Below are 21937 nucleotides of genomic sequence, written 5' to 3' on the forward strand. Positions count from 1 at the left end.
CCGGGGACGGCCCAGGTCAGATACGCCGCCCGGTTTTTGTCGGCGGGTTCCGCCATGATGTCCCGGACTCGGATCCGGAGGGGAGGTACCGGTGGCGACGGTGATCACCACCGCGGCCGTCGTGCTCGCGCTCCTGCTGCTCGTCGCCGTCGCGTTGCTGTGGCGGCTGTACAACGACGGCATGCGGCGGGCGGACGCGGCGGCGAAACTGGTCGACGCCGAACGGTCGAAGGCGGATCAGCAGCAACTCGCGCTACGCCGGTACGAGGTCGCTTTCGCCTCGATCAGCGGCCGCGGCGAGCTGGGCGAAAAGGTCCTCCTGGAGACCGCACGCGCGCTCGGGCTCCGCGAAGAACTGCACTTCACGCTCCAAACGGACCTGGCCGGCGGCGGCGCCGCGAAACCGGACATGGTGCTGCGGGTCGGCGGCGGGCGGACGGTGCCTGTCGACGCGAAGGCGAGCATGGCCTGCTGGGCCGAAGCCGTCGAGACCAACGACCCCGAAGAACGGCTCGACGCGCTGCGCGTCCACGTCCGGCAGCTCCGGTCGCGGGCGGCCGAACTGGCGGGCAAGGGCTACCAGCGCTGGGCCGACGCGATCTACGGGACGATCATGTTCGTCCCGTCCGACGCGGCCGTCGTGGCCGCGCTGGACACGGACCCGGAGCTGCTGCGCTGGATGCTGGACCGGCGGGTCTTCCTCTGCGGGCCGACCGGATTCGCCGTGCTGGCGTCCGCCGCGCTGTTCGCCGCGACCGAGCGGGCACTGGTCGAGGACGTCGAACAGGTCCGGGCGGGCGCCGCGGCCGCGCACCGGGCCGCGGGCAACGCGGTCGACGCGCTGAACCTGTCGAGCACCCACCTCCAGCGCTTCATCTCGGCCCGGCGCCGGGAACTGGAAGCGCTCGAGAGCTTCCGGAGCACTGTCTCCCCGCTGACGGACGCGGCGGGCAGCCCGGCGCCGGTGCCCCTGATCCGGAAGGCGGACGAGCTCCCAGCCTCGTGACGGTCTTCGTAGCGCCTATCGGTAGCAGGACCGTCAGGCCCGGCCTGTCTGCTTGCGGAGTTTCCGTATTTCCACACGGCGCCTTACCTGCTCTGACGCAAGAGCCGCCGCACGGAGCGTTGCCGGGCAGCCCGACGGTGACCGAGATCGTGACCGTGTGGATTTCAGGGTCACTAACGACCCGAATCCACCCAGTGCCCCCCTCACGACCAGCTGCACCGAGGCTTCGCCGGCATCTTGGACCGCGCACCCCGTGCCCGCACGCCGCCTTCCATACTCCATCACCAGCACTGAGTCCCAACGAATCGATGAACCCGAAACGAACTCTCGCATAACTTGTTTTCTCTGGATTCCACCCGGATCACCCACTCGAATGGATGAAGCGGCTGCCGAGATAGTCCGAGTACGCTCGATACGGGGTGAGATCGCATGGGGATGCATTTCGTCGATTCTCGGTCTTGTCCGATCGGCAACATCACTTGATGCACCATTGACCTTGGGGGGTCATCAGAATGTCCATGAAGGCTTTCACCGGCACACATAAAAGAGCACGCTTGATCGCACTCGGAATCGGTTCGCTTTCCCTCGTCATCGGCCTCACCGGCACTCCCGCTTCAGCCGCATCCGCAGCGGGCGAGGTACGGGAGATCTCCATCGAGACGAAGTCGGCGAAAGAGTTCGACGCGGTCCTTAAGCTGACGTTCGACAAGCCTGTCACACAAGGGGAAGCGGACCGCATCCGACAGGACATGTCCAAGCAGGCCCCGGTGCAAATGTCGAAGGTGGAGGACTACATCTCCTGCGAGGGAGATCTCACCAGGTCGAACCAGCATGGAACGTGGACCGTGCAATACGTCTGCTTCAGCGGATACGGCACGATTCCGTGGGGATTCAAGATCGCGCCCAATGTTCAGGCCATCGCGGCGAGCAATGTGACCGAAGACGGTTTGCGCTGGTGGCGAAATGGGGCGAGCATGCCGAAAAACGCGGGACACAATGTGCCCGCCTGGTATCATTTCCACGGAACCATGAATCCGGTCTACCACTACAACACGGTTCAATATCAGGACTACCTGACTTTCCGGCACAATCTGGGATCAGGCGGGACGGCGACGCTGACCTTCGCGGGCGCGCTCGACCTTCTCCCATAATGAGGACATGAACGATTCTATCGACTACGCGCGACAGGTTTCCCAGGCGGTGCTCGACCGCTTGGGAGATCTGTCGCCCCCGTGGCAGGTGCTCGCCGTCGAAGAGCATGTGGAGACCGCGGCGCCGCCGCCGGGTTTGACGATGCCGAACAGTCTGCTGGTGACCATCGGCGGCGGTGACGGTTCCGTCCAGGTGTACTTCTCACTCGACGTCCCGGTCGACGAAGCCACAGTGGCGACCGCCGGCCAGATCCAGGACCACGCGATCGAAGAGAGCGTCGGCGCCGCCCTGCCGCCCTGCCCTGGCCATCGCCATCCGCTGAGCGCGAGATTGATCGACGGCGTCGCCAACTGGGTCTGCCCTCACGACGCGACGTACCACCGGGAGCCGATCCTGCCTCCTGACTGACCCGCGACCACCTGCGGTTTCCGGAATCGGAGGCTCCGTTTCGACCCGCTTGACAACCTTGTCGCGCCCCTGCGCGTAGTACCTCTCGAAAGCACCCGGGCAGTTCGTCCGGGTGGTCCGGGATGACCACTACCAGGCGATCGACATACCGCCTGTTGGCGGTATGTCCGCAGCTTGGATATACGGTGGGACCTGTGACCGCGATTCGCGATCGCCAGAGCGATCCTGATGCCGACGACGTTCCCGTAGCCTGGGACGAGCGTCCGCTCGTCGGCGCCAGGCGCGGGCTGCCCTGGTGGGCCGCCGTCCTGGTGGGCTTCGGGCTCGCCATCCTTGGCGCCTTCATCGACGTGATGACGCAGAAGGACCTGGGCCTGCTGTTCAAGATCTTCTACGCGCTCGGCGCGGTGGCCGCCGTGGTGGCCGTGCAGCGCAGAGGGCTGTTCGGCCCGATGGTGCAGCCGCCCCTGGTCCTCGCCGTGACCGTGCCGGGAGTCATCCTCCTGACCTCGGACAACGGCAAGGGCTCGGATCTGCTCGAGAGAGCTTTCGACATCGGCACCCCGCTGATCAACGGTTTCCCGACGATGGCCCTCACCACCGGTGTCACGCTGGCGATTGGTTTCTTCCGGATCTACCGCGAACGCGATCCCGACGCCCCGGTGAAGCTGAAGGCGAACGCCAAACCGGACCGTCGCGACGAGGCGAAACCGCCGGTCAAGCCCGCTGCCGCCGCGGCGGGCCGCCGTCCGGCCGCCAGGACCGGGCAGACGCCGCCCCCGCCGTCACGCCGGGGTGCGCCCCCGGACGACGTGCCGCCGCGCCGCCGTCCGGTCGACGACGATCGCCGTCCTCGCCGCGACGCCGAACCCGGCGCTCGCAAGCCACCGCCTCCGGGACGTCAGCCCCGGCGCCCGCGTCCGCCGGAAGACGGCGAACCCCGCCGTCGCGACCCTCGCAGCGAGAGCGCCCCCGGTGCCCCGCGCCGCCGTCCGGCGCGTCCGGACGACCCTCGCCGAGGCGGTCAGCCGCCGCGCCGCCGCCCTTGGGACGACGAGCGCTGAAGCAAGGGACCTTTGCTCTCGCCTGAGCCCCTGATCAAAGAAAGGGCCGCCCGAGGAACCCCTCGGACGGCCCTTTTTCGTACTCGGAGCCTAGGCCCTGCCGACCTTCTTCAGCTCGTGCGGCAGCGCGAAAGCGATCTTCTCGTTCGCCGTGGTGACCTCGTCGACGTTGTCCCAGCCGCGCTCGGCCAGCCACGTCAGCAGGTCCATGACCAGCACCTCCGGCACCGAAGCACCGCTCGTGACGCCGACGGTCTCGACGCCTTCGAGCCACGCTTCGTCGACCTCGTGCGCGAAGTCGACCAGGTGCGACGCGCGCGCCCCCGCCTTCAGCGCGACCTCGACCAGGCGCTTCGAGTTGGACGAGTTCGTGGAGCCGACCACCAGCACCAGGTCGCACTCGGCGGCCATGGCCTTGACCGCGACCTGGCGGTTCGTGGTGGCGTAGCAGATGTCGTCGCTGGGCGGGTCGGCCAAGCCGGGGAACTTGTCCCGGAGCTGGTCGACGCGCTCCATGGTCTCGTCCACCGAAAGGGTGGTCTGTGAGAGCCAGATGACCTTCGACGGGTCGCGGATCTCGACCTTGTCGACGTCTTCGGCGGTGTCGACGAGCTGCACCTTGTCGGGAGCTTCGCCGGCGGTGCCTTCGACCTCTTCGTGGCCTTCGTGGCCGATCAGCAGGATGTCGTAGTCGTCCTTCGCGAACCGGTTGACCTCTTTGTGCACCTTGGTCACGAGAGGGCAGGTCGCGTCGATGGTCCGCAGATTGCGCTCGGCCGCCTCGGCGTGCACCGCGGGCGAGACGCCGTGCGCGGAGAACACCACCAATTCGCCTTCCGGCACCTCGGAGGTCTCGTCGACGAAGATCACCCCGCGGTCGCGCAGGGTCTCCACGACGTGCCGGTTGTGCACGATCTCCTTGCGCACGTACACCGGTGCGCCGTAGAGCTCGAGTGCCTTTTCGACGGCGATGACGGCACGATCGACGCCCGCGCAGTAGCCACGAGGCTTGGCGAGCAGGACACGTTTGCCACCTGCCGGCACACCGGACTCGGTGATCGTCGGACTGCCGGCTGGCGTGATTCCGGGACTCGCAGAACTCATGCCCCCCAGGGTACGGGCTGCCCCGGGGGCTCCTCGCACTCACGTTCAGGTGACCTGGGAACCCCTCTAAAGTATGTGCGTGGAGTCACGTCCTGTGAGCCGACCCACCCGTTCGGTTGGGCAGGATGGACCAGATACGGCAGGCTAGACGTATGAAGCCTCTCCCGCTCCCCCTCCGGGTCGCCGCGGGCCTCGCCGTCACCACCGCCGAGCGGGTTCGCGAACTTCCCAAGCAGCTCACCGGGCTCCCCGTCACGGTGGTCAGCCAGGTCCTCCAGTTCTCCATGCGCGTCCAGCAGCACGTCACCGAGCTGGCGATCAAGGGCGACGACGCGTTGTCGGGTCTCCGCCCGGTCGAGGACGCCCCCAGCTGGGCGACCTTCGACGAGGACCTCCCGCCGGACCTCGGCGAACGCCGCTACGAACGCGACTCGTGCGTGATCCCGTTGAGGGAAGACCCCGAGGTTCCCGAACCGCGTGCCGAGACGAACGGCCACTTCCACGACCTCGAGGCGCTCACCGAAGACCCGTGGGCCGAGGAGGAGCGCGCGCTCGCCGAGGACCACGCCGACGGCGAGTTCGACAGTTCCGCGGCCCCCGTGACCTCGGGCCCGGCCGGGCTGGAGGACTACGACACGCTCACGTTGCCGCAGCTGCGCGCCCGCCTGCGCCGGTTCGACCTCGCGCAGCTGGAAGAGCTGCTGACCTACGAAAAGGCGAACGCCGACAGGGCGTCGTTCGTCGGCATGCTCGCGCGTCGCATCGGAAACGTGAAGAAGGCGGAAGCCGACGGCGACGACACCGGCAGCGCGGAAGGCCGGTGAGCGCCGAACCCACCGCCGCACCGGCGGGGCCGTCCACCACCGCCGAGAACCCGTGGCCGGTCCGCACGGTCGCCCGCAAGGTCGGCGAGTGGATCAACCGGCTCGGCGCGGTCTGGGTGGAGGGCCAGGTCACGCAGATCTCGGCCCGCCAAGGCACCAACACCGCGTTCCTGACGCTGCGCGACCCGTCCGCGGACGTGTCGATGTCGGTGACCTGCCCGATGGGCCTGCTGCGCACGATCGAACCGCCGCTGCGCGAGGGCGCGAGCGTCGTGATCCACGCGAAGCCGACGTTCTTCATGAACCGCGGCTCGCTGAGCCTGCGCGCCAACGAGATCCGCGCGGTCGGCATCGGCGAACTGCTCGCGCGGATCGAACGGCTGCGACGGCTGCTGGCCGCCGAGGGCCTGTTCGCACCCGAACGCAAACGCAAGATCCCCTTCCTGCCCACGGGGATCGGGCTGATCACCGGTCGCGCGTCCGCCGCGGAACGCGACGTTCTGGTGAACGCGCAGGCCCGCTGGCCGCATGTCGCGTTCAAGGTGATCAACACCGCCGTGCAGGGATCGCTCGCGGTCCCGCAGATCCTCCAGGCACTGTCCAAACTGGACCGTGACCCGGAGGTCGACGTCATCGTGATCGCGCGCGGCGGCGGCAGTGTCGAAGATCTGCTGCCGTTCTCCGACGAGGCGCTGTGCCGCGCGGTGTCCGCGGCCGGCACGCCGGTGGTCAGCGCCATCGGGCACGAACCGGACACCCCGCTGCTCGACCACGTCGCCGACCTCCGCTGCTCGACGCCGACCGACGCCAGCAAGCGGATCGTGCCCGACGTCCGCGAGGAGACCCAGCGCGTCCGCCAGATGCGCGACCGCGGCCGCCGCGCCCTGCACGGCTGGGTGGACACGCAGGTCAGGCTGCTGACCCAGATGCGCAGCCGTCCGGTGCTCGCCGATCCGCTCGGCCCGGTCCAGCGGCGTTCCGACGACATCGAGATCCACCGCGAACGCGGGCGCCGCGCGATGCTCACCCTGCTCGCCAAGGATCAGGCGGAGATCGCCAGCGCCCGCGCGCGGCTGACCGCGCTCGGCCCGGCGGCGACCCTCGAACGCGGCTACGCGGTGGTGCAGTACACCGACGCCGAAGGCAACCTCCAGGTACTCCGGTCCGTCTCCGAGGTCACGGACGGCGCGAACCTGCGCGTCCGCGTGGTCGACGGCGCGCTCGGCGCCGTCGTCGCGGGAGAGGCGGAGGAGAACAGTTGACGGCGAGTTTCCTGCCTTTGACCGTCGACGCCGCCCAGCGCGCGAACGCCCCCGGCGTGCTGCACAACGCGCTGCTGACCGACCACGCCGCCGCCGAATGCTGGACCGTACTGCTGGCGGGCTGCCAGGCCGAGGCGCTCTTTTCCGCCGAGGGCTCATCAGCGCCGTATTCGATCAAGCGAGGCCTCGACGCGCAATTGCGGAAGCTCTCCGAAGCGACGGCTGAGCACGTCGGCACCCGATGGTGGTTCGCGGAGGGGTCCGAGCATCGCAAACGGGTGGCCCGGGCGCAGGAAACCCTCGTCGCGGCGATCGCGGAGGGTGACGGCCAGGAGTTCGCTCTCGCCTTCGTGGGTTACGACAACGCCATGGCCGGCGCGGTAGTGTGCGCGGGTATCGGCAAGCACCGACGTCCGGTAGAAGGAAGCACAGCGTGAGCAAACCCGGTGGCGAGACCGCCGAACTCGGCTACGAGCAGGCCCGCGACAGGCTGGTCGAGGTCGTCCGCGAACTCGAAGCGGGCGGGCTGTCCCTGGAGCAGTCGCTCGCTCTCTGGGAAAAGGGCGAGCAACTGGCGAAGGTCTGCGAGCACCATCTCGAAGGCGCGCGCGAGCGGATCGAGGCCGCGCTGTCGTCGGTGGAAGACGAGAGCGGCAACGGTCAGTGACGTTCACCATGCTCTGGAGCCACCGAACCACCGTGGGTATCTGAGAGACTGGGACCCCGCCGAGTTCCTGACCCGGGAGGCCTCATGCCCACCCCCACCTCGTCCGCCAGCTCTTCCCGACGCCGTGAAGCGCCCGATCGCAACCTCGCGATGGAACTGGTCCGCGTGACCGAAGCCGCCGCGATGGCCGCGGGCCGCTGGGTGGGGCGCGGGGACAAGATCGGCGGAGACGGCGCCGCCGTGGACGCGATGCGCCAGCTGGTCTCGACCGTGTCGATGCGCGGCGTGGTCGTCATCGGCGAGGGCGAGAAGGACGAAGCCCCGATGCTGTTCAACGGGGAAGAGGTCGGCAACGGCGACGGGCCGGACTGCGACGTCGCGGTCGACCCGGTCGACGGGACCACCCTGATGGCCAAGGGCATGCCGAACGCGCTGGCCGTGCTCGCGGTCGCCGAACGCGGCGCGATGTTCGACCCGTCCGCGGTCTTCTACATGGAGAAGCTCGCCGTCGGCCCGGACGCCGCGGGCAAGGTCGACCTCGCCGCCCCGGTCGCGGAGAACATCCGCCGGGTCGCGAAGGCCAAGAACTCCAGCGTTTCCGACGTCACCGTGTGCATCCTCGACAGGCCGCGTCACGAACAGCTGATCAAGGAGGTCCGCGAGGCGGGCGCCCGGATCCGGTTCATCTCCGACGGCGACGTCGCGGGCGCGATCGCCGCGGCCCGGCCGAGCACCGGCGTCGACATGCTGCTCGGTATCGGCGGCACCCCCGAAGGCATCATCGCCGCCTGCGCGATGAAGTGCCTCGGCGGCGAGCTGCAGGGCCGTCTGTGGCCGAAGGACGACGCGGAGCGTGAGAAGGCGCTGGCCGCGGGCCACGACCTCGACCGCGTGCTCGGCAACGACGACCTCGTCCGCGGCGACAACGTTTTCTTCTGCGCCACCGGCGTCACCGACGGAGACCTGCTGCGCGGCGTGCACTACCGCGCGGGCGGCGCGACCACCCAGTCGATCGTGATGCGCTCGAAGTCCGGCACGGTCCGGATGATCGACGGCTACCACCGGCTGACCAAACTCCGCTCGTACTCGTCCGTCAACTTCGACGGCCACCTCGACGATTCACTGGAAGACGACGTCGTTCCCCCGCTCCCCTAAGGAGAATCAGTGCTCAAGCGCGTGCTCGTGGTCCTGTTCGCGGCGATGGTCTTCATGCCGGTCGGACAGGCCACGGGCGCGGGCGACCTCGTCGGCGGCAGAGAGGCCGACGAGCCGTATTCGTTCATCGTGTCGCTGCATTCGGCCTCCGGCAAGGCTTTCTGCGCCGGCGCGCTGATCGCGGCGGAGTGGCTCGTGACGGCCGGGCACTGTGTCGAGGGCAAGAACCCGGCGAACCTGAGCGCGCGGATCGGCAGCAACGACAACACCCAAGGCGGCGAGATCGGGAAGCTCGCCGAGGTCGTCGTGAACCCGTCCTACAACCCCGAACCCGAACACGCGGGCGGCGACCTCGCCCTGGTGCGGCTGGCCGCCCCGGTGAAGGCGGCGCCGGTCGCGATCGGGGCCATCGTGGTGCCGGGGACGCCGACGCGGCTGCTCGGCTGGGGCCAGACGTGCCCGACTTCGGGCTGTGGCAAGGGTCCGGCGAAGCTGCAGCAACTGGACACGAAGATCGTCGAAGGCGTGCGCTGCACCGCGAAGTTCGACGGCGCCGTCGAGTTGTGCACCGACAATCCCGACGGGAAGTCGGGTTCGTGCTACGGCGATTCCGGTGGTCCCGAGGTCGCCAAGGTGGACGGGAAATGGGTGCTGCTGGGCACGATCAGCCGTCCGGGCAACGCCGATCCGGTGTGCGCGACTTCGCCGTCGATCGCGACTTCGGTGGTGGCTTACGCGCAGTGGATCGCGGAGAAGACCACACCTCCCGCGCCTGCTCCGCCCGCTTGAGAGATGCAATGAAAGTCCCCTTCATTGCAAAATTTGCAATGAAGGGGACTTTCATTGCACGCGCTACTCCGCGTTGCTGGAGTGACCGGGGAACAGATGCGCTTCCGGGTTCAACGCCACCGCGATGTTGTTGACCGCCGTCGCCGCTTCCCCGAATCCGGTCGCGATCAGCTTCACCTTCCCCGGATACGCCGCGACGTCGCCCGCCGCGTAGACCCGCTCACGCGGGGTCGCCATGGTCGAGTCGACGGCGATAGCGCGGTGGTCGATCTGCAGTCCCCAGCTCTCGATCGGCCCGAGATCGGCGGTGAAACCGAGAGCCGCGACCACCGCGTCGGCACGCAGCGCTTCGGGTTCGGCGCCTTTCACCTGGATCTCGACCTCCGCGAGCGCGCCGTCGCGGTCGAAGAACCGGGTGACCTCGGCGTCGGTGACGATCCGCACGCCGAGTTCCCGCGCCTGCCGCACGATGGACTCGGCCGCGCGGAACCGCGCGCGACGGTGCACGAGGGTGACGCTCGCGGCGACCGGATGCAGGGCGAGCACCCAGTCGAACGCCGAATCCCCGCCGCCGACGACGACCACGTGCTGGCCCGCGTGCGCCTGGAGCGCGGGCACGAAGTGGACCATGCCGCGGCCGAGCCAGCCGTCACCGGCGGGCAGCGGACGCGGGGTGAACTCGCCGATCCCGGCGGTGATCAGCACCGCGCCGGCACGCAGGACCTGTCCCCCGTCGAGCGTGACGGTGATGCCGTCCTCGACGCTTTCGAGTTTCTCCGCCTTGCGCCCGAGCAGGTACACCGGTTTGAACGGCGCCGCCTGATCGACCAGGCCCTGCACCAGATCCCGGCCACGGATCTCGGCGAATCCGCCGACGTCGTAGATCATCTTTTCGGGGTACATCGCGGTGACCTGGCCGCCCGCCTCCGGCAGTGAATCCACGACGGCCATCGAAAGGCCGCGGAATCCCGCGTAGTAGGCGGCGAAAAGACCCGTCGGACCTGCCCCGATGATGACGAGGTCGTACGACGTTTCCCCAGCGGACTCGCTCATTCGGCACTCTCCCGGCCGGTGGTGGGCGGCGTGATCGAGAACACATTCGATCCTAGCCCTCGCGTGCCGAAAGACACGGAGCGCGCCAGCGGTCGCTGCGCGAAACTTGAGGCATGGCTGAACAGGAATACCGGATCGAACACGACACCATGGGCGAGGTGCGCGTCCCCGTCGACGCCCTCTACCGCGCGCAGACGCAGCGCGCCGTCGAGAACTTCCCGATCTCCGGCCGTGGCCTGGAGCGCGCCCAGATCCGTGCGCTCGGCCTGCTGAAGGCCGCCGCGGCGCGGGTCAACGCGCGCCTCGGCGTGCTGGACGCCGAGGTCGCCGAGGCCATCGCGAAGGCCGCCGACGAGGTCGCCGAGGGCAAGCACGACGCGCATTTCCCGATCGACGTGTTCCAGACCGGTTCCGGGACCTCGTCGAACATGAACGCCAACGAGGTCATCGCGACGCTGGCGTCGCGCGCGCTGGGCCGCGACGTCCACCCGAACGACCACGTCAACGCGTCGCAGTCCTCGAACGACACCTTCCCGACGACGATCCACGTCGCCGCGACGGAGACCGTCCTGTCCGACGTGATCCCGGCGCTGGAGTACCTGGCCGCCGCGATCGAGACGCGGGCCGCCGAATGGTCGGACATCGTGAAATCCGGCCGCACGCATCTGATGGACGCCGTCCCGATCACCTTCGGCCAGGAGGCGGGCGCGTGGGCGTCGCAGGTCCGGTTCGGTGTCGAACGGCTGAAGTCGGGCCTGCCGCGACTCGGTGAGCTGCCGATCGGCGGCACCGCGGTCGGTTCCGGGCTGAACGCGCCCGAGGGTTTCGGCTCGGCCGTTTCGCAGGAGCTGGCGTCGGTCACCGGTCTTCCGCTGACCGAGGCGCGTGACCACTTCGAGGCGCAGGCGACGCAGGACAGCGTCGTCGAGACGTCCGGGCATCTGCGCACGGTCGCGGTGTCGCTGAACAAGATCGCGAACGACCTGCGCTGGCTGGGTTCCGGCCCGCGCACCGGGCTGGCCGAACTCGCGCTGCCGGATCTGCAGCCGGGTTCGTCGATCATGCCGGGCAAGGTGAACCCGGTGATCCCGGAGGCGACGCTGCAGGTGGTCGCGCAGGTGATCGGGAACGACGCGGCGGTCGCTTTCGCGGGCGCGGCGGGCAACTTCCAGCTCAACGTGAACCTGCCCGTCATCGCGCGCAACGTGCTCGAATCGGCGCGGCTGCTCGCGGCGGTCTCGCGGCTGCTGGCGGACAAGGTGTTCGCGGGCGTGACGGTGAACGCCGACCGCGCGCGGGAGTACGCCGAGGGTTCGCCGTCGATCGTGACGCCGCTGAACTCCTACATCGGCTACGAAGAGGCCGCCGCGATCGCGAAGCTCGCGCTCAAGGAACTGAAGACGATCCGCGAGGTCGTGATCGAACGCGGTCACGTCGCGAACGGCAAGCTCACCGAGGCCCAGTTGGACGAAGCGCTCGACGTGCTCCGGATGGCGCGCGGCGGCCGCTAAGCACCGAGAGCGGCCACGGCCGCATGGAGCGGTGAGGCGAGCGAAGCCGCCAACCCGCCCGACGGCGTCGTCTCGGTGAACAGGTGCAGCCACGTCAGCACCGGGCCGAGCAGGATCGCGTGCACGAGCGCCGGATCGGGCCGTCGCGAGAGTTCCCCTCTCGCGACGGCCCGATCCAGCATCTCGACCAGATATCCGCGTTCACGGCCGAGGAAGACCTCGCCGAACCGGGCCTCCAGCACCGGATCGGCGCGGACGTCGGCGAGCAGCGACGGCAGCGCCCGCCGCAGTTCCGCACCGTCCAAAGAGGACTCGATCACCGCGAGTACCGCCGCCACGTCGCCCCGCAGCGAACCGGTGTCCTCGGGCGGTTCGAGCTCGACGGGATGGATCACCGCAGCGAACACGAGTTCCGCCTTCGACCGCCACCGCCGGTACACCGCGGCCTTGCCGACCCCCGCCCGCGCCGCGACCGCGTCGATCGTGCAGCGCTGGTACCCGGTCTCGGTCAGCAGCGCCCGCACGGCCTCGCGGACCGCGTCGTCGATGCCCTCTTCCCTCGGCCTGCCTCGCACCATGCACCCCAGTTTACGAGACTGACAGTTCCGTATATCGTCGGGGTATGACCTGGACGAGAACCTCCCGCGAAATCCTGCCCGTCCCGCCGTCCGCGCTCTGGGCGGCACTGGCCGACTTCACCCGGTGGCCCGACTGGGATCCCGACCTCACCGGCGCCGAACTGCACGGTCCCGCCGAGGTGGGCTCGACCGGTTTCCTCGTACCGAACGGATTCCGCGGCCGCGTGCACTCACGGGTCGCCGAGCCGTTCACGATCACTTCGCTGATCCAGGACCGCGAGGTCGCCCTCCGCCAGCCGATTCCCTTCGGCGTCATGGATCTCGCGCTGACCGTGGCCGCGGTCGACGGCGGGACCGAGTTCGTCCAGCAGGTCACGCTCACCGGGCCGTTGCGCGCGGTCATGGTCGCGGTCATCGGCGGCGACGTCGTCAAGCACTTCGACGTCAAATGCGCCCGGCTCACCGAACTCGCGGCGGCGCAGGCCGACCACGACGCCTGAAGACACCAGCGCGACCCCGATCACCTGGGAGAGCCGGAAATCCTGCATTCCCAGCAGCAGGGAGACGGCGAGACCGGAGACCGGCATCAGCCCCACCAGCACCCCGGCCCGGTCCGCGCCCAGCGCGGAAACCGCCGAATACCAAAGAAGAAACGCGATCGCCGTGACGACGACCGTCAGATAGCCGAGCGCGATCAGTTCACGCCCGTCCGGCCACACCCAGGCGCCGGACGGGTCGGCGATCGTGCCGACGACCGCGCCGCCGACGCCCGCGGCGCAACAACTCCAGGTCGCGGTCGCCAGCGGACCGAGCCTCTCGAGCACCCCGACGGCGAGCAGGGTGAACAGCGCTTCACACACCATCGCCAGCGCCGCGAGCACCAATCCTTGCCAGCGCGCCGCCCCGCCGCCGGACAGCACGGCGATCCCGAGTCCGGCGAGCACCGCCCCGGTCACCGGCGCCCACGACGGCCGTTTCCCCTTCGTCAGCGGTCCGGCCAGCGCGAGCACGAGCGGCGTGCCGCCGAGGAACGCGGCGACCAGGCCGGGCTCGGCGTACCGCTGCGCGAACAGCAGGCACGCCTGGAACCCGATCATCCCGGTCGCCGCGAGAGCGATCAGCGACGGCACGTCGCGCGGGCCGGGCAGCGGCAACGGCCGACCGCTCAGGCGCGCCCACGCCAGCAGGAGCAGTCCCGCCAGGGCGTAACGCAGTGCCTGTCCGGTGATCACCGGGTAGCCGTCGAGCATTCCCGTCACCGGCACGGACGCGCCGACGATCAGCACCCCCAGTACGCCGATCGTCACGCTTTTCCGTTCGCTGACCATGTCACCACGATGTCGGCGAATTGGCCCTTGGGACAGGGCCAGAACGTGACCGCTGGACAGGACCATAAGTCGGGATACCGACGGGGGCGCCGGTACCACCTGGACCAACCACACTCCCGCCGAACCTGGCCCCAGCAGGACCAGGCACCCGTCCCGCGGAATCGGGATACTTGTCGACATGACCGAGACGGCCGAGCTGGGCGACTTCCTCAAGGCACGCAGGGCCGCGCTGGATCCGGCCGACCTCGGCCTGCCGACGGGCTTCAACCAGCGGCGGGTCGCCGGGCTGCGGCGCGAGGAGCTGGCGCAGCTGGCCGGGATCAGCGTCGACTACTACACGCGGCTGGAGCAGGGGCGGGCTCGCAACGTGTCCGATTCCGTCCTCGATTCGCTGAGCCGGGCGCTGCGGCTGCACCGCGACGAGGAGACGTACCTGCGCAACCTGGCCGCGCCGAAGCGCAAACGCATCGCCCGGCCCCGCGCGCAGCGGGTCCGACCGGAACTGCAGCAGATGCTGAACGCGATCCAATCCCCGGCGTTCGTCTTCGGCCGCTATCTGGACGTGCTGGCCTGGAACCCGCTCGGGGCCGCGTTGTCCTTCGATTTCGCCGCCTGCCCGCCCGGCGAGCGCAACATCCCGAAGATGTTCTTCCTCGACGAGCACGCCCGCGAGATGCACCCGGAGTGGGAGACCGTGGCGAAAGAGGTCGTGGCGAACCTCAGGGCCGAGAGCGGGAAGTACCCGGACGACCCGTACCTCGCCCAGCTGGTCGGCGAGCTCTCGCTCGGCAGCGAGGAGTTCCGGAAGCTGTGGGCGAAGCACACCGTGCGCGAGAAGGCGCACTCGTGGAAGGTGATGATCAACCCGGTCGTGGGTGAACTCCGGCTGCGCTACGAGACGCTGCGGCTGCCCGACGATCCGGACCAGGCCCTGGTGATCTACACCGCCGAGCCCGGTTCCTCCAGCGAGCGGGGGCTCGCGCTGCTGGCCAGCTGGGTGGCGGATCCCGCGCACGCCTGAACCCGCTCGGCGCGAAACTGTCGGTCCCCGGGGTCATGATGGACCCATGTTGTTCACCGCGGTGGTGACCGCGTCGGCCGAACTGGCCGCCACGAGGTCCAGGAAGGCGAAGATCGCCACCCTGGCCGCACTGCTGCGCGCCGCGGGCGAGCCGGAGCTCCCCGCGGTGGTCGCGTTCCTCACCGGGCAGCCGACGCAGGGCCGCATCGGCACCGGCTGGCGGACGCTGGCCGAGCTGAACGCGGCACCCGCCGCCGAGCCGTCGTTGACCGTGGCCGAGGTCGACACGGCGCTCGGCACGGTCGGGGCGGCGTCCGGCTCCGGCTCGGTGAAACTGCGCACGGAGACGTTGCGGGCGTTGTTCGTCAGGATGACCAAAGCCGAGCAGGAGTTCCTGTTCCGGCTTCTGACCGGCGAGCTGCGGCAGGGCGCGCTCGAAGGGATCATGGTGGACGCCATCGCGGCGGCGTCCGAGATCCCGGCCGAGGACGTCCGGCGGGCGTTCATGCTGTCCGGGCAGCTGCCGGTGACGGGCCTGGCGGCGATGACCGGCGGCAAGGAACGGCTGGCGGAGTTCAAACTCGCCCTGGGCAGGCCGATCCGGCCGATGCTGGCGTCTCCGGCGGAGTCGCTGGAAGAGGCCGTCGCCGAGCACGCCGAGGCCCTGGTCGAGTACAAGATGGACGGCGCGCGGATCCAGGTCCACCGCGACGGTGACGAGGTCCACGTCTACACGCGGACACTGCGCGAGATCACCGGCAGCGTCGGTGAACTGGTGGAGCTCGTGCGCTCGCTGCCCTGCACGTCGGTGGTGCTCGACGGCGAGACGCTGGCGCTGACCGACGACGGCAGGCCGAGGCCGTTCCAGGAGACGATGAGCCGGTTCGGCAGCAGCCGCGACGAGCAGGTCAAGGCGTTGCTGCTGCGGCCGTATTTCTTCGACTGCCTGCATCTCGACGGCACCGACCTGCTGGACGCTCCGCTGTCCGAGCGGAACGTGGCCTTGCGCAAGGTCGCGGGCGAGCACGTGATCCCCGGTGAGATCGCGCCCGCTTCGGCCGAAGCGGTATTGGAAGCGGCGATGGCCGCCGGGCACGAGGGCGTGATGGTCAAGGACCTCGCGTCGCCGTACGCGGCGGGCCGCCGCGGGCGCGCTTGGCTCAAGGTGAAACCGGTGCACACGATCGACCTGGTCGTCCTCGCCGCGGAATGGGGACACGGCAGGCGCACCGGCACGCTGTCGAACCTGCATCTCGGCGCGCGCGACCCCGGCGGCGGGCCGCCGATCATGGTCGGCAAGACGTTCAAGGGCATGACCGACGAGCTGCTGGCCTGGCAGACGAAGACGTTCCAGGAGATCGAGACCCACCGCACGGACTGGGCGGTGCACGTGCGGCCGGAGCTCGTCGTGGAGATCGAACTCGACGGGGCCCAGGTGAGCACGCGGTATCCGGGCGGGCTGGCGCTGCGCTTCGCGCGCGTCGTCCGATACCGGCCCGACAAGGAGTCCGCCGACGCCGACACCATCGACACCGTGCGTGGTCTCCTCAAGCCCTGACCGCAACTAGAGGACTAATTGCGGCGAGGAGGCGCCCCCGATCGAGTGGCGGCACCCGGTGGTGACGGGACGTCGCGGGCCGGTCACCCATAAAGTAGACAGAATGCAGGCTTCCAAGATCGCGCGTGCCTGGTTCGGCGCGACCGCGCTGGTGGTGATCGCCGGGCTCGCCGCCCAGATCCCGGTCTCGGCGGGCACCGAGGGCGGCAGCTTCCACACCCCGGCCGGGCGGGTGGCCAACCTGCTGGCCTTCTTCACCATCGATTCGAACATCCTGGTCGGCGTCGGCAGCCTGCTGCTCGCGCTCGGTGTCGCGGGCCGGTCGACCCTGTTCGGCGTGCTGCGGCTCACCGGCCTCGTCGGCATCACCGTGACCGGCGTCGTCTTCCAGGTCGCGCTCGCCGACCTCTACGAACTGCACGGCTGGGCCGTCTTCGCCGACACGATGCTGCACAAGGTGTCGCCGCTGATGTGCGTCGCGGGCTGGCTGCTGTTCGGGCCGCGAGGCCAGCTGTCGTGGCGGGTCCTGTCCTGGTCGCTGCTGTACCCGCTGGTCTGGCTCGCCGTCACGCTGGTGCGCGGGGCGATCATCGGGTTCTACCCGTACCCGTTCGTCGATCCGGGCATCAACAGCTATGGCGGTGTCGCGTTCAACTGCGTGCTGATCGGCGTGCTGTTCATCGGCCTCGCGGCGGCCGCGGTCGGCTTCGACCGCACCTTCAGCCGCCGGGACGAGCAGGACGAGAATTGGGGCTGGGAGCGCAGCTCCTCCGTTGAGGGCGGAGGTGGGGGCATGGATGGACTAGCCCCGGACCCGCCGGAAGGCGTTGAGCGGATCCGCGACGCCGGCACGTACTAGCGTCCGCACCGCGCCGAGCCGCCGGTCCACCGGTTTCCCGGCCGCGACGCGGTGCATCTGCTGGGTGTGCCACTGGATTTCGAGCAGGCTGTCGGCCAGCCGGATGCCCGTCTTAGGGGCCTTGCGCTCGGCGCGGGCGTCCTCGCCTGCCAGCAGACGGCCGGGCAGCGCCGGATCGACGACCAGCGGCCTGCCGAGACCGATGACGTCCAGCGCGCCGGAACGCAGCGCCTCCGCCATCCCCTCCGGGCTGGTGAAGCCGCCGGTGACCATCAGCGCGACGTCGGTGACCTGCCGCGCTTTCGCGGCGTAGTCGAGGAAGTAGGCCTCCCGGCTGACAGTGCTCGCCTTGCCGGAGCCCATCATGGCGGCCTTTTCGTAGGTGCCGCCGGAGACTTCCAGCAGGTCGATGCCCGCTTCACCCAGTTCGCGGACGACTTCGAGCGACTCTTCCTCGCTGAAGCCGCCGCGCTGGAAGTCCGCGCTGTTGAGTTTGACCGCGATCGGCACGGCGTCTCCGACCTCGCCCCGGATCCGGGCGACCACTTCCAGCAGGAACCGGCGCCGTCGCACCGCGTCGCCGCCCCAGCCGTCGGTGCGCCGGTTGGTCAGCGGTGAAAGGAACTGGGAGACGAGGTAGCCGTGCGCCCCGTGGATCTGGACACCGGTGAACCCCGCCTCGACGACGGTGCGCGCGGCGACGCCGAACCGGTCGATGATCGCTTCGATCTCGTCGCCGGTGAGCGCCCTCGGCGTCGCGAACACCGAGCGGATGCCACGGTCGCCGAACGGCACCGCGGACGGCGCGACCGGCTGACGGGACAGGAAGCGCGGGCTCTGACGGCCGGGATGGTTGAGCTGAACCCACAGCCGGGTCTCGGTCCCGTCGGCCGACCGCGCCCACGGCTTGAACTCCGTCGCGTCCGGTTCCCGCGGCACCGCGACGTTGCGCGGTTCGCCGAGCGCGGTCGGATCGACCATGACGTTGCCGGTGATCAGCGTTCCGGCGCCGCCTCGCGACCACGTCCGGTACAACTCGGCCAGTTCGGCGGTCGGCCGGTTGCGGCGGTCGCCGAGTTGCTCGCTCAGCGCGGCCTTGGCCAGCCTGTTCGGCAGGAGCGCGCCGCAGCGCAGTTTCAGCGGCTCGGCCAGCAATTCCTTGGGCTCGCTCATCGCGCCTTCTCCCGCCGTTACCTACTAGCCAGTATCCCTACTCGAAGTAACATACTCGCGGTATGTCGAGTACTCAAGATGCGCCGAGACCGAAGGGGTTGTCGATCACGTAGCGCCAGAGCGCGAGGATCATGCCGTTCGCGGCCCGGCGTTCCGCACCGGTCACCTGCACACCGTCACGGCGGACGAACACGGCGTCCGGTTCGTAGATCATGTCGAGGATTTCGGCGGATCCAGCCTCCGCGAGCTGATGAGCGGCGCCCGGTCCTTCAGCGACCTTCGCTCCGCGTTGCCCGACCTGTCCGCGAAGGTGCTGACAGAACACCTCGGCTCACCCCGGCCGGGCGGGCACTGCGGCCGCTGCTGATCGAGCTGTACCGCTCCGGCTCGGCGCTACAGGCCCTGGCCCAGTAGGCGAGGCGGAACCGGCTCGACCCGGATCCGCACCTTCACTTCTCCGGCCATCTCCCGCGCCCATGCCTGCAGGCCGGGGATGTCGATCCCGTGCGGCCTGGCCTGGCGGAACGGCTCGATGTTGTCCGCACCCCGTTCCAGCAGCGACGCCGCGCCGTTCCCGTTCCCCCTGGCCGCGTGGGTCAGGCCCACGGCGAGCTGCGCGAGGGCACGCCAAAGCTCGCGCTCGGCCCCGTCGGCGGCCTTCCACGCGTCCTCGAACACCTCGTGCGCGTGAAACGGGCGGCCCGCGTCGAGCAGGCGCTGGGCCTCGGCGATGGTGTCCTCGGGGGCCCGCTCGATGCCCTCGGGCTGTCGTTCGACACCGTCGGCGCCGTACGGGAGCGGCCTCCCGAGACCGTCCCGAGGGCGCGCGTTGCGTGCTCGTCCGGCTTCGTCACGGTCCCGGTCGGTCATGCCGCCATTGTCCCACGCGGGTATCCTGGGGACTCGTGCGCTTTCTCGACGGGCATCGGCCCGCTCACGACCTGACCTACGACGACGTGTTCCTCTTGCCGAACCGTTCGGACGTGGAGTCCCGCTTCGACGTCGACCTGTCCACTGTGGACGGCACCGGCGCGACGATCCCGATCGTGGTGGCCAACATGACCGCCGTCGCCGGCCGCCGGATGGCCGAGACGGTCGCCCGCCGCGGCGGGCTCGTCGTCCTTCCCCAGGACGTCGACGTCGCCGCGGTCGCCGACATCGTCACCTGGGTCAAGAGCCGTCACACCGTGTGGGACACCCCGCTCGTGCTGACCGGCGGAGACGCGGTGGCAGACGCCCTGAACCTGGTCGGCAAACGCGCCCACGGCGCCGTCGTCGTGGTGGACGAGGACGGCAAGCCGGTCGGCATCGTCGACGAAACGGCCTGCGCCGGCGTCGACCGCTTCGCGCGGCTCGCCGACGTCGCGGAGCCCGCGCTCGTCACGGTCCCGTTGGACACCCCGCCGCGCGAGGTGTTCGAGCGCCTGCACGCCCACGGCGGCGGTCTCGCGCTCGGCATCGACGAAAACGGCAGGCTCGCGGGCGTCCTGACCGAGATCGCGGCGCTGCGCGCGGAGATCTACGCCCCGGCCGTCGACGGCGGCGGCAACCTGCGCGTCGCCGCCGCGATCGGCGTGAACGGCGACGTCGCGGCGAAGGCCGAGGCCGTCCTCGCGGCGGGCGTCGACGTGCTGGTCGTCGACACCGCGCACGGCCACCAGGAGAAGATGATCTCCGCGCTCAAGGCCGTCCGGTCGGTGAACCCGCGGGTCCCCGTGGTCGCCGGGAACGTGGTCACCGCGGAGGGCACACGCGACCTGATCAACGCGGGCGCGGACGTCGTCAAGGTCGGTGTCGGCCCCGGCGCCATGTGCACCACGCGGATGATGACCGGCGTCGGCCGCCCGCAGTTCTCCGCCGTCGCCGAATGCGCGGCCGCGGCCCGCGAACTGGGCAAACACGTCTGGGCGGACGGCGGCGTGCGGCATCCGCGCGACGTCGCGCTCGCCCTGGCCGCCGGAGCGTCCGCGGCCATGGTCGGCTCGTGGTTCGCCGGCACCCACGAGTCCCCCGGCGACCTGCGCTACGACGAGCAGGGCAAGCCGTACAAGGAATCGTTCGGCATGGCGTCCAAGCGCGCCGTCGGCGCCCGCACCCGGACGGACAACGTCTTCGAACGCGCCAAGAAGGGCCTGTTCGAAGAGGGCATCTCGGCGTCGCGGATGGCGCTGGACCCGGCTCGCCCCGGCGTCGAGGATCTGCTCGACTCCATCGGCTCCGGTGTCCGCTCCGCCTGCACGTACGCGGGCGCCCGGACGCTCGAGGAGTTCCACGAGCGCGCGCTGCTCGGCATCCAGTCCGCCGCGGGTTTCGCGGAAGGACGCCCGCTGCCCGCGGGCTGGTGATCCGGGGCCCCGGAAGCACTAGGGTGCACCGGGTGAAGCGCCTGAGACGGACCGTGGCGGCGGCGGTGGACCGCCGCCACGAGGACAGCGACGTGCTCGCCGAACTGCGTTCCGTGGTCGCGGCCCAGGCCGCGGAACTGGAGCGGTTGCGCGCGAAACTGGAGCACCACAACGCCTGGCTGGAGGACCACGACCGGGCGCTGCGGGACGGTGACGCGCGCACCACCACGGTCGAGGCCAAGCAGGAGGCCATCGGCTCGCGGCAAGAAGCGCTCGACGGCTGGCTCGGCGGCCACGACACCGCCTTCGAAGGCCTTCATCTCCGGACAGGCCGGCTCGAAGCCGCCCGCGCCGTCCAGACCTTCACCCAGTGGCTCGAGCCGCTGGAACTCGCCGCCACCCCGAAGATCTCCGTCGTCCTGCCCACGCACGATCGCGCCGGGCTGCTGCCCCGCGCGATCGAGTCGGTCCTCGCGCAGCGTTACGAGAACTGGGAACTGATCGTCGTCGACGATGCCAGTTCGGACGCCACGCCCAAAGTCCTCGCGGCCCTCGAAGACCCGCGTATCCGCACGATCCGCGTGGCGCACAACAGGGTCAGCGCCGCACGCAACGCCGCCCTCGCCGTGGCGACCGGCGACGCCGTCGCCTACCTCGACGACGACAACACCATGCATCCCTTGTGGCTCAAGGCGTTGGCGTGGGCGTTCGGCGAGCACCCGGAGATCACCGTCGCGTACGGCGCGTACGTCATCGACGACGTCGAAGGTCTGCCGGAGCTGCTGCTGAAGCCGTACAGCCGCGAAGCCCTGCTCAAGGAGAACCTCGCCGACACCGGCGCCGTCGCCCATCGCGCGGGCTTGACGGAAGCCCGCTTCGACGAGTCACTGGTCGAAATGGACGACTGGGATCTCCTGCTGAGCCTCACCGCCGATCGCGATCCGCTCGTCGTCCCGGCGATCTCCTGTTTCTACTCCACGGCGGCGCCGGACCGCCTTTCCCACGGTCCGAGTCACGAGGCCGATTCCGCCGCGGTGCGAAGGAAGCACGGGGAGTCCCCTTAGGACTGTCCCAAGAGGA

At 69.7% G+C, this 21937-nt stretch carries 23 protein-coding genes and 1 pseudogene; 17 read left to right on the plus strand and 7 right to left on the minus strand.

Annotated features, from left to right (window positions below):
* The first annotated feature begins 91 nt into the window (after window positions 1–91).
* From rmuC to BKN51_RS28030, 4 genes are all read left to right on the plus strand, one after another.
* Window positions 92–1006 carry a DNA recombination protein RmuC gene (gene rmuC / locus BKN51_RS28015; RefSeq protein ID WP_101610488.1) on the plus strand — a complete coding sequence of 305 codons (915 nt, stop codon included), beginning with the start codon at window positions 92–94 and terminating at the stop codon, window positions 1004–1006.
* Window positions 1007–1560: 554 nt separating this feature from the next.
* A complete protein-coding gene (locus BKN51_RS28020; RefSeq protein ID WP_101610489.1) occupies window positions 1561–2157 on the plus strand; it encodes a hypothetical protein in 597 nt (198 codons plus the stop codon).
* 7 nt (window positions 2158–2164) lie between these two features.
* A complete protein-coding gene (locus tag BKN51_RS28025) occupies window positions 2165–2566 on the plus strand; it encodes a hypothetical protein (RefSeq protein WP_101610490.1) in 402 nt (133 codons plus the stop codon).
* 194 nt (window positions 2567–2760) lie between these two features.
* Entirely contained in the window at window positions 2761–3630 is an 870-nt protein-coding gene (locus BKN51_RS28030; protein ID WP_101610491.1) for a DUF6542 domain-containing protein, read from the plus strand.
* Between the two features lie 90 nt (window positions 3631–3720).
* On the opposite strand, the gene BKN51_RS28035 is transcribed toward BKN51_RS28030, so the two are convergent.
* The gene (locus BKN51_RS28035; protein WP_168214408.1) at window positions 3721–4734 is read right to left on the minus strand and encodes a 4-hydroxy-3-methylbut-2-enyl diphosphate reductase; all 1014 of its coding nucleotides are present in this window, start codon (window positions 4732–4734) and stop codon (window positions 3721–3723) included.
* 152 nt (window positions 4735–4886) lie between these two features.
* Here BKN51_RS28035 and BKN51_RS28040 point away from each other — a divergent pair, with 152 nt between their 5' ends.
* The 6 genes from BKN51_RS28040 to BKN51_RS28065 all read left to right on the plus strand — a co-directional run bounded on the left by BKN51_RS28040 (window position 4887) and on the right by BKN51_RS28065 (window position 9431).
* Window positions 4887–5558 (plus strand): lipid droplet-associated protein, encoded by a 672-nt coding sequence (locus BKN51_RS28040; RefSeq protein WP_101610493.1) that lies wholly within the window; start codon window positions 4887–4889, stop codon window positions 5556–5558.
* A complete protein-coding gene (gene xseA / locus BKN51_RS28045; protein WP_101610494.1) occupies window positions 5555–6820 on the plus strand; it encodes an exodeoxyribonuclease VII large subunit in 1266 nt (421 codons plus the stop codon). Before BKN51_RS28040 ends, xseA begins: the two co-directional genes overlap by 4 nt.
* A complete protein-coding gene (locus tag BKN51_RS28050) occupies window positions 6817–7257 on the plus strand; it encodes a hypothetical protein (protein WP_101610495.1) in 441 nt (146 codons plus the stop codon). Before xseA ends, BKN51_RS28050 begins: the two co-directional genes overlap by 4 nt.
* Window positions 7254–7487, plus strand: coding sequence for an exodeoxyribonuclease VII small subunit (locus BKN51_RS28055; protein WP_101610496.1), 234 nt, complete (start codon window positions 7254–7256; stop codon window positions 7485–7487). Before BKN51_RS28050 ends, BKN51_RS28055 begins: the two co-directional genes overlap by 4 nt.
* Window positions 7488–7571: 84 nt before the next feature.
* A complete protein-coding gene (glpX, locus tag BKN51_RS28060) occupies window positions 7572–8642 on the plus strand; it encodes a class II fructose-bisphosphatase (protein ID WP_174720460.1) in 1071 nt (356 codons plus the stop codon).
* 9 nt (window positions 8643–8651) lie between these two features.
* Complete coding sequence (locus BKN51_RS28065) at window positions 8652–9431, plus strand: S1 family peptidase (RefSeq protein WP_101610497.1); 780 nt, start codon at window positions 8652–8654, stop codon at window positions 9429–9431.
* Window positions 9432–9494: 63 nt separating this feature from the next.
* Here BKN51_RS28065 and BKN51_RS28070 read toward each other — a convergent pair whose 3' ends face one another.
* Window positions 9495–10484: an NAD(P)/FAD-dependent oxidoreductase gene (locus BKN51_RS28070; RefSeq protein ID WP_101610498.1), complete on the minus strand. Its 990-nt coding sequence runs from the start codon at window positions 10482–10484 to the stop codon at window positions 9495–9497.
* Between the two features lie 113 nt (window positions 10485–10597).
* Between BKN51_RS28070 and BKN51_RS28075 the strand changes: the two genes are divergently transcribed.
* Complete coding sequence (locus tag BKN51_RS28075) at window positions 10598–11995, plus strand: class II fumarate hydratase (RefSeq protein ID WP_101610499.1); 1398 nt, start codon at window positions 10598–10600, stop codon at window positions 11993–11995.
* Here the strand turns inward: BKN51_RS28075 and BKN51_RS28080 are convergent.
* The gene (locus BKN51_RS28080) at window positions 11992–12573 is read right to left on the minus strand and encodes a TetR/AcrR family transcriptional regulator (protein WP_101610500.1); all 582 of its coding nucleotides are present in this window, start codon (window positions 12571–12573) and stop codon (window positions 11992–11994) included. The genes BKN51_RS28075 and BKN51_RS28080 overlap by 4 nt on opposite strands.
* Before the next feature lie 44 nt (window positions 12574–12617).
* Here BKN51_RS28080 and BKN51_RS45015 point away from each other — a divergent pair, with 44 nt between their 5' ends.
* Window positions 12618–13073 carry an SRPBCC family protein gene (locus BKN51_RS45015; protein WP_369862181.1) on the plus strand — a complete coding sequence of 152 codons (456 nt, stop codon included), beginning with the start codon at window positions 12618–12620 and terminating at the stop codon, window positions 13071–13073.
* Here the strand turns inward: BKN51_RS45015 and BKN51_RS28085 are convergent.
* Window positions 13071–14081, minus strand: a pseudogene (locus BKN51_RS28085) (DMT family transporter); the annotation flags it as partial. The gene BKN51_RS45015 and the pseudogene BKN51_RS28085 overlap by 3 nt on opposite strands.
* Between BKN51_RS28085 and BKN51_RS28090 the strand changes: the two are divergent.
* The 3 genes from BKN51_RS28090 to BKN51_RS28100 all read left to right on the plus strand — a co-directional run bounded on the left by BKN51_RS28090 (window position 14080) and on the right by BKN51_RS28100 (window position 17339).
* Window positions 14080–14922, plus strand: a complete 843-nt coding sequence (locus tag BKN51_RS28090) for a helix-turn-helix transcriptional regulator (RefSeq protein ID WP_101610501.1) — start codon at window positions 14080–14082, stop codon at window positions 14920–14922. The pseudogene BKN51_RS28085 and the gene BKN51_RS28090 overlap by 2 nt on opposite strands.
* Window positions 14923–14968: 46 nt before the next feature.
* Window positions 14969–16480, plus strand: coding sequence for an ATP-dependent DNA ligase (locus tag BKN51_RS28095; protein ID WP_101610502.1), 1512 nt, complete (start codon window positions 14969–14971; stop codon window positions 16478–16480).
* Window positions 16481–16583: 103 nt separating this feature from the next.
* The gene (locus BKN51_RS28100) at window positions 16584–17339 is read left to right on the plus strand and encodes a Pr6Pr family membrane protein (protein WP_101610503.1); all 756 of its coding nucleotides are present in this window, start codon (window positions 16584–16586) and stop codon (window positions 17337–17339) included.
* Here BKN51_RS28100 and BKN51_RS28105 read toward each other — a convergent pair.
* From BKN51_RS28105 to BKN51_RS28115, 3 genes are all read right to left on the minus strand, one after another.
* Window positions 17283–18512 (minus strand): NADH:flavin oxidoreductase/NADH oxidase family protein, encoded by a 1230-nt coding sequence (locus tag BKN51_RS28105; RefSeq protein ID WP_101610504.1) that lies wholly within the window; start codon window positions 18510–18512, stop codon window positions 17283–17285. The two genes, BKN51_RS28100 and BKN51_RS28105, sit on opposite strands and share 57 nt — an antisense overlap.
* A gap of 73 nt (window positions 18513–18585) precedes the next feature.
* Window positions 18586–18837, minus strand: coding sequence for a hypothetical protein (locus BKN51_RS44495; RefSeq protein WP_233222968.1), 252 nt, complete (start codon window positions 18835–18837; stop codon window positions 18586–18588).
* 68 nt (window positions 18838–18905) lie between these two features.
* Window positions 18906–19382 carry a DUF309 domain-containing protein gene (locus tag BKN51_RS28115; protein WP_101610505.1) on the minus strand — a complete coding sequence of 159 codons (477 nt, stop codon included), beginning with the start codon at window positions 19380–19382 and terminating at the stop codon, window positions 18906–18908.
* Window positions 19383–19417: 35 nt separating this feature from the next.
* Here BKN51_RS28115 and BKN51_RS28120 point away from each other — a divergent pair, with 35 nt between their 5' ends.
* Entirely contained in the window at window positions 19418–20857 is a 1440-nt protein-coding gene (locus tag BKN51_RS28120) for a GuaB1 family IMP dehydrogenase-related protein (protein WP_101610506.1), read from the plus strand.
* Window positions 20858–20889: 32 nt separating this feature from the next.
* Complete coding sequence (locus tag BKN51_RS28125) at window positions 20890–21921, plus strand: glycosyltransferase family 2 protein (RefSeq protein ID WP_233222967.1); 1032 nt, start codon at window positions 20890–20892, stop codon at window positions 21919–21921.
* The last annotated feature ends 16 nt before the right edge of the window (window positions 21922–21937 follow it).

Source organism: Amycolatopsis sp. BJA-103, assembly GCF_002849735.1.
Taxonomy (GTDB): domain Bacteria; phylum Actinomycetota; class Actinomycetes; order Mycobacteriales; family Pseudonocardiaceae; genus Amycolatopsis.

Excerpts from the sequence above, each read along its gene's own strand:
- BKN51_RS28025 (WP_101610490.1), top strand. The coding sequence starts at position 2,165 with ATGAACGATTCTATCGACTACGCGCGACAGGTTTCCCAGGCGGTGCTC.
- BKN51_RS28035 (WP_168214408.1), bottom strand. The coding sequence starts at position 4,734 with ATGAGTTCTGCGAGTCCCGGAATCACGCCAGCCGGCAGTCCGACGATC.
- BKN51_RS28040 (WP_101610493.1), top strand. The coding sequence starts at position 4,887 with ATGAAGCCTCTCCCGCTCCCCCTCCGGGTCGCCGCGGGCCTCGCCGTC.
- glpX (WP_174720460.1), top strand. The coding sequence starts at position 7,572 with ATGCCCACCCCCACCTCGTCCGCCAGCTCTTCCCGACGCCGTGAAGCG.
- BKN51_RS28070 (WP_101610498.1), bottom strand. The coding sequence starts at position 10,484 with ATGAGCGAGTCCGCTGGGGAAACGTCGTACGACCTCGTCATCATCGGG.
- BKN51_RS28075 (WP_101610499.1), top strand. The coding sequence starts at position 10,598 with ATGGCTGAACAGGAATACCGGATCGAACACGACACCATGGGCGAGGTG.
- BKN51_RS28080 (WP_101610500.1), bottom strand. The coding sequence starts at position 12,573 with ATGGTGCGAGGCAGGCCGAGGGAAGAGGGCATCGACGACGCGGTCCGC.
- BKN51_RS45015 (WP_369862181.1), top strand. The coding sequence starts at position 12,618 with ATGACCTGGACGAGAACCTCCCGCGAAATCCTGCCCGTCCCGCCGTCC.
- BKN51_RS28090 (WP_101610501.1), top strand. The coding sequence starts at position 14,080 with ATGACCGAGACGGCCGAGCTGGGCGACTTCCTCAAGGCACGCAGGGCC.
- BKN51_RS28095 (WP_101610502.1), top strand. The coding sequence starts at position 14,969 with ATGTTGTTCACCGCGGTGGTGACCGCGTCGGCCGAACTGGCCGCCACG.
- BKN51_RS28100 (WP_101610503.1), top strand. The coding sequence starts at position 16,584 with ATGCAGGCTTCCAAGATCGCGCGTGCCTGGTTCGGCGCGACCGCGCTG.
- BKN51_RS28105 (WP_101610504.1), bottom strand. The coding sequence starts at position 18,512 with ATGAGCGAGCCCAAGGAATTGCTGGCCGAGCCGCTGAAACTGCGCTGC.
- BKN51_RS28115 (WP_101610505.1), bottom strand. The coding sequence starts at position 19,382 with ATGACCGACCGGGACCGTGACGAAGCCGGACGAGCACGCAACGCGCGC.